Source organism: Enterobacter cloacae complex sp. P24RS (genome assembly GCF_014982165.1).
Lineage (GTDB): Bacteria > Pseudomonadota > Gammaproteobacteria > Enterobacterales > Enterobacteriaceae > Enterobacter > Enterobacter quasihormaechei.
This window is the reverse complement of the sequence record NZ_JADCKU010000022.1, coordinates 55,768-62,430: the sequence shown is the minus strand read 5'-3', so window position 1 is coordinate 62,430 and position 6,663 is coordinate 55,768. Positions and strand designations below refer to the sequence as shown.

5 protein-coding genes are annotated in these 6,663 nt (G+C 55.5%); 1 reads left to right on the top strand and 4 read right to left on the bottom strand.

The features are described from left to right. Window positions 1–281: 281 nt before the first annotated feature. The 4 genes from hemG to pepQ are packed head-to-tail and all read right to left on the bottom strand — an operon-like array spanning window position 282 to window position 4,276. Window positions 282–827: a menaquinone-dependent protoporphyrinogen IX dehydrogenase gene (gene hemG, locus INF58_RS19345; RefSeq protein WP_064910952.1), complete on the bottom strand. Its 546-nt coding sequence runs from the start codon at window positions 825–827 to the stop codon at window positions 282–284. Window positions 828–837: 10 nt separating this feature from the next. Further along, window positions 838–2,289 carry a Trk system potassium transporter TrkH gene (trkH, locus tag INF58_RS19340; protein WP_063865811.1) on the bottom strand — a complete coding sequence of 484 codons (1,452 nt, stop codon included), beginning with the start codon at window positions 2,287–2,289 and terminating at the stop codon, window positions 838–840. A 41-nt stretch (window positions 2,290–2,330) separates the two neighbouring features. After that, the gene (locus tag INF58_RS19335; RefSeq protein WP_064910954.1) at window positions 2,331–2,945 is read right to left on the bottom strand and encodes an IMPACT family protein; all 615 of its coding nucleotides are present in this window, start codon (window positions 2,943–2,945) and stop codon (window positions 2,331–2,333) included. After that, complete coding sequence (pepQ, locus tag INF58_RS19330; protein WP_022649738.1) at window positions 2,945–4,276, bottom strand: Xaa-Pro dipeptidase; 1,332 nt, start codon at window positions 4,274–4,276, stop codon at window positions 2,945–2,947. The genes INF58_RS19335 and pepQ overlap by 1 nt, the downstream gene beginning before the upstream one ends. 190 nt (window positions 4,277–4,466) lie before the next feature. Here pepQ and fadB point away from each other — a divergent pair, with 190 nt between their 5' ends. Beyond that, window positions 4,467–6,656, top strand: a complete 2,190-nt coding sequence (gene fadB, locus INF58_RS19325) for a fatty acid oxidation complex subunit alpha FadB (RefSeq protein WP_193528320.1) — start codon at window positions 4,467–4,469, stop codon at window positions 6,654–6,656. The last annotated feature ends 7 nt before the right edge of the window (window positions 6,657–6,663 follow it).

Here is a 6,663-nt window from a genome sequence, read left to right as displayed (position 1 = left end):
GTGTCCGAGGACATTAAGAATCCATGTCACTTTGAGTGCCCACACAGATTGTCTGATAAATTGTTAAAGAGCAGTGCCGCTACGTTTTCGCTGCGGCGCGGGGTGTGCATATTACGCTTTCCCGCTTCAGAGTCAAGCGTTTATTTTGCTTTTCTCTGCTGACCCGGCGGCTTGCGTGCCGTTGTTCCGTGTCAGTGGAGGCGCATTATAGGGAGTTCTTCCGAAGTGACAAGCACTAAATACAAAAAACTTTTCGTTCGCTCACTTTTCAAACTTAACGCTTATTTAACCCGCGGATCGTCCGTTAAACGCGCAATTTCACGGGCAAAACTGGCGACCTGAGCCCAGTCGGTGTAGACCACTTCTTTACGCGTATCCGTTTCACCACCTGTCATCTTCATGATCAGGCGGATCATAAAGCGGTCATACCAGCTATAGCGCGGGTAACGCAGCGCGCCCGCAAAGACAGAACAGATATCGGGCTGCCATGGCGAATTCAGCAAAAACTTACGCGTATAGCTGTTGGTCTGCGGCGTACGCTTCTCCGCTTTACGGGCAACCAGGTTGACCGAGTAAAACGCGCCAGGCCGCTTCGCGAGTTCCGCCGTATGCTTTTTCACAAAACGATCCAGCGCAGGGTGGAAATGACCGTAACGGATTGAAGCGCCAATGACCACACGGTCGTAATCCTGCCAGGCAATTTGTTCTGTGCGATTCAGGTTCACCACATCAGAATAAATGCCCAGCTCTGTGAGTTCAGAAGCCAGATAAGAAGCAATCTCACGCGTTTGACCGTCACGCGTTGAGAAAAGAATTAACGTTTTCACTTATGTCTCCTTACTCACGCCAGAATGTTGGGGTAAACAGCACCAGCAACGTAAAGACCTCAAGACGCCCAAACAGCATATTGGCAATTAAGATCCACTTCGCCACCGGGTTCATACTGGCGAAGTTATCCGCCACGACGCCCAGCCCCGGCCCCAGGTTGTTTAACGTTGCCACCACAGAGGCGAAGGCAGAGAAATCATCCACACCCGTGGCGATAATCGCCAGCATACTGACAATAAAGACCAGCGCATAAGCGGAGAAGAATCCCCACACCGCTTCGAGGATACGCTCCGGCAGCGCGCGGTTCCCCAGCTTAATGCTGTAAACCGCATTCGGGTGGACCAGACGTTTCAGCTCACGGTTCCCCTGCTTGAACAGCAGCAGTATACGGATCACCTTCAGACCACCGCCCGTCGAACCGGCGCAACCGCCGATAAATGCAGAGCACAGCAGCAGCACCGGCAGGAACAGCGGCCAACGCGCAATACTGTCCGTGGTGAAACCGGCGGTTGTCGCCATCGATACCACCTGGAAGAAGGCCTGGTTCAGGGTCGTGACCGCCGAGTTATAGACATCATGGAACCACAGTACCAGAGTACAGATGATCACCAGGGTCAGCTGGACGCCAATAAACATCCGGAATTCCGGGTCGCGCCAGTACACCTTCAGGCTACGTCCGCTGAGCAACGAGAAGTGTAGACCGTAGTTACAGCCTGAGATCAGCAGGAAAATGGCAATGATGGTATTGATTGTCGGGCTGTCGAAGTAACCGACGCTGGCATCATGGGTAGAAAACCCGCCGATGGCGATAGTCGCGAAGCTGTGCCCGATGGCGTCGAACGCGGGCATTCCAGCGAACCACAGCGCCAGCGCGCAGGCCACCGTCAGCAGGACATATATAAGCCACAGGGTTTTCGCCGTCTCCGCAATACGCGGGCGCATCTTGTTATCTTTCAGCGGGCCAGGCATTTCTGCCCGGTAAAGCTGCATCCCCCCGACGCCCAGAATCGGCAGGATAGCCACCGCCAGGACGATGATCCCCATACCGCCAAACCACTGGAGCATCTGCCGGTAAAAGAGAATCGCATGTGGGAGCGAATCCAGCCCCACAAGCGTGGTGGCGCCGGTGGTCGTTAAACCGGAGAACGATTCAAAAAACGCATCCGTGATGGTGAGATTCGGTTGTTCAGAGAAGATAAACGGCAGCGCACCCACGCTTCCCAGTACCGTCCAGAACAGGACCACAATCAAAAAACCCTCACGGGATTTCAGCTCACCCTTCTCACGACGGTTTGGCCACCACAGCAGCGAGCCAATCGTCAGCGCGACAAAAAAGGTTTGCGTGAATGCACGCCCCGCACCGTCCCGGTAGATGAGCGCCACCAGTCCGGGGATGATCATCGTCCCGGAGAAAAGTATGACCAGCAATCCAACGATTCGGGTAATGGCACGAAAATGCATCTCTGCCGCTTCCTTAGGTATTCAAAATGATGAGGTGGGGATTATTCTTCAATCGGCAGTAATTGCAATGAACCGCGACTAAAATCAGCGAGTTTTGCTGAAAAAGCAGCCAGTTCCGCCTGAGGAAGCGCCACGCGTAGTTGCACCATTGCCTGATAATCACTGTGTGCGATGACGCCGTTAAACTGTTTAAGCAGTGCTTCGATACCCGATAGCTGGGCGTAATCGCATAACAAAGTATATTCTGTCAGCGGCGTTTTGCGGGTCGTTATCAGAAGATTAAGCGCCTGCTGAACACCACCGCCGTAGGCTTTAACCAGGCCGCCTGTGCCTAACAAAATGCCACCGTAGTAGCGCACAACGACGGCGGTGATTTCACCCACACCGCTGCCCATTAGCTGGGAGAGCATCGGTTTTCCGGCCGTGCCTGCCGGTTCACCGTCATCAGAAAACCCGAGCTGCTGTGAGTCATTCGGCGGCCCTGCGACCCACGCCACACAGTGGTGGCGGGCATCGGGGTGCTGCGCGCGAACGGACTCGACGAACGCCTTCGCCGCCTCCACGCCGTCGGTATGCGCCAACAGCGTGATAAAGCGGCTTTTTTTGATTTCCTCAACAAAGGTGACCGGCTCAGCCGGTATCAGCCAGCTTTCCATCAGGCCAGCTTCAGATCTCGCGTCATGTTCTCAATGCTGTTCTCGTGAATAACCACGTTATCCTCGATACGAATGCCGCCAAACGGCTTCAGCGCTTCAATTTTTTCCCAGTTGAAGTGCTTGCTGAATTGGCCTTCACGCCACGGCGCCAGCAGGGATTCAATAAAGTAGATGCCCGGCTCGATGGTCAATACCATACGCGGCGCCAGAACGCGGGTGCAGCGCAGATAAGGATATTTAGACGGTGCCGCCAGGTGCGTACCGGTATCATCCTGCATAAAGCCTGCGACGTCATGAACCTGCAAACCCAGCGGGTGGCCGATACCGTGCGGCATAAATGGCCCGGTCAGATCGTTCTCCACCATCGCCTCTTCGCTCATGTCTTTGACAATCTGATGCTTACGCAGCAGTTTCGCGATGCGCTGATGGAACTGGATGTGGTAATCCACATAGCTGGTTCCCGCTTTCATGGTGCCAATCAGCGCCAGCTGTTCATCGTTCACGTCTTTAATCAGCTGCGCGAAATCGGTATCCGCATTCGCCGCCCAGGTACGGGTCAGGTCTGCCGCATAGCCGTTGTACTCTGCGCCGGCATCCAGCAGGAAGCTGCGCATCTCAGCCGGAACCTGATGATCCAGTTTGGTGTAGTGCAGAACAGAGGCATGCTCATTCAGCGCCACGATGTTGCTGTAAGGCACATCGGTATCGCGATGGCCGGTCGCGGTCAGGTAGGCCTGATTGATATCGAACTCGCTCATGCCGGACTGGAACGCTTCATGCGCCGCACGGTGGCCATTCACCGCCGTTTTTTGCGCTTCACGCATGCAGTAAAGTTCATAGTCAGTCTTGTAGGCGCGATAGTAGTGCAGATAATCCAGCACGCCTTTAGGGTTAAGTTTATCTGCCGGAATATCCAGACCCAGCGCACGCTCGGGAACCGGACCAATGTAGCCGATGTTGCCGCGCGCCGCTGGCAGCTGGCTGCCAATGCCGTCCGCTTTTGGCAGCGCAATCACGTCAATTTCTTCGGTCCAGAATGAGGTCGGCAGCGGTTCCACGTTGTGCCAGTAATCGACCGGCAGGTAGAACCACAGTTTCGGCTTGTTCACGCCATCCACCAGCAGCCAGCAATTTGGAACCTGTGTCACCGGCACCCAGGCTTTAAACTGCGGGTTAACCTTGAAGGGATAAGCATGGTCATCAAGAAACGTATTCATCAGCTCGCCGGAGTGGATCAGCAGAGCATCCAGCTTGAAGCGGGCCAGTACATCGCGGGTACGTTCCTGTAGGGTAACGATATGATTTTTATAAAGCGAAGCCAGTGAGTCCATCATTCTTCCTTTCGTTTTTTTGACCTCAAGTCATCGCATCTTAGCACACCTCACTCCGGCTGCGTGATTTCCACCGACCGTGATCAGCGCTGCAATTTCTTAATGAGTAATTTGCATTTTATTAACATAAATTCCACACTCCGTCTCATCTGGTATGACCAGATCCAATTGCTGGATTCAGGAGACCGACATGCTCTACAAAGGCGACACCCTGTACGTAGACTGGCTGGAAGATGGCATTGCCGAACTGGTGTTCGATGCCCCCGGCTCAGTGAACAAGCTTGATACCGCGACGGTGGCCAGTCTTGGCCAGGCGCTGGATGTACTTGAAAAGCAATCAGATTTAAAAGGTCTGCTGCTGCGCTCCAACAAAGCGGCCTTTATCGTTGGTGCGGATATCACCGAATTCCTGTCGATGTTCCAGGTTCCTGAGGAGCAGCTGAGCCAGTGGCTGCACTTTGCCAACAGCGTCTTTAATCGTCTGGAAGATTTACCTGTGCCAACGATTTCCGCCGTTAACGGCTACGCGCTGGGCGGCGGCTGCGAATGCGTGCTGGCGACCGATTACCGTCTGGCAACGCCGGACCTGCGCATCGGCCTGCCGGAAACCAAGCTGGGCATCATGCCGGGCTTTGGCGGTTCCGTGCGTATGCCACGCATGCTGGGTGCGGACAGCGCCCTGGAAATCATCGCTGCCGGTAAAGACGTGGGTGCAGAACAGGCGCAGAAAATCGGCCTGGTCGACGGCGTCGTGAAACCAGAGAAGCTGGTTGAAGGAGCACTCGCCATTCTGCGTCAGGCGATTAATGGCGATCTCGACTGGAAAGCCAAACGCCAGCCGAAGCTGGAGCCGTTAAAGCTCAGCAAGATTGAAGCCACCATGAGCTTCACTATCGCCAAAGGCATGGTGATGCAGACGGCGGGTAAACATTACCCGGCGCCAATCACGGCGGTGAAAACCATTGAAGCGGCAGCCCGTCTGGGCCGTGATGAAGCCCTGAAGCTTGAAAACCAGAGCTTTGTCCCGCTGGCGCATACCAATGAAGCCCGCGCGCTGGTTGGCATCTTCCTGAACGATCAGTTCGTGAAGGGCAAGGCTAAGCAGCTGACCAAAAACGTTGAAACGCCAAAACACGCGGCGGTGCTCGGCGCCGGCATTATGGGTGGCGGTATTGCTTACCAGTCGGCCTGGAAAGGCGTGCCGGTGGTGATGAAAGACATCAACGAAAAATCCCTGACGCTGGGCATGACCGAAGCCGCCAAACTGCTGAATAAACAGCTTGAGCGCGGCAAAATTGACGGTATGAAACTCTCCGGCGTGATCTCCACCATCCAGCCAACGCTGGAATACAGCGGCTTTGACCGCGTGGACGTGGTGGTTGAAGCGGTCGTTGAGAATCCGAAAGTCAAAAAAGCAGTGCTGGCCGAAACGGAAGAGAAGGTGCGTCCTGAGACGGTGCTGGCCTCCAACACCTCCACCATTCCTATCAGCGAGCTGGCAAGCGTGCTGAAGCGTCCGGAAAACTTCTGCGGAATGCACTTCTTTAACCCGGTGCACCGCATGCCGCTGGTCGAAGTGATCCGCGGGGAAAAAACCTCCGACGACACCATCGCCAAAGTGGTGGCGTGGGCCAGCAAAATGGGCAAAACGCCAATCGTTGTTAACGACTGCCCGGGCTTCTTCGTTAACCGCGTACTGTTCCCCTACTTTGCCGGCTTCAGCCAGCTGCTGCGCGACGGCGCGGACTTCCGCAAGATCGACAAAGTGATGGAAAAACAGTTCGGCTGGCCGATGGGCCCGGCCTATCTGCTGGACGTGGTCGGGATCGACACCGCGCATCACGCTCAGGCGGTGATGGCAGCGGGCTTCCCGCAGCGCATGCAGAAAGATTATCGCGACGCAATTGACGCCCTGTTCGACGCCAACCGCTTCGGGCAAAAAAACGGCATGGGCTTCTGGCGTTATAAAGAAGACAGCAAAGGCAAGCCGAAGAAAGAGGAAGATCCGGCGGTGGATGGCCTGCTGGCCGACGTATGCCAGCCGAAACGCGACTTCACCGACGACGAAATTATTGCCCGCATGATGATTCCGATGATCAACGAAGTGGTGCGCTGCCTCGAAGAAGGCATTATCGCCAGCCCGGCAGAAGCGGATATGGCGCTGGTGTACGGCCTGGGCTTCCCTCCGTTCCACGGCGGCGCGTTCCGCTGGCTGGATACGCTCGGCAGTGCCCGCTACCTCGATATGGCGCAGCAGTATCAGCACCTCGGCCCGCTGTACGACGTGCCGGAAGGCCTGCGTAACAAAGCGCGCCATAACGAACCCTACTACCCAGCAGTTGAGCCAGCCCGTCCGGTTGGCGCACTGAAAACGGCTTAAGGAGTCA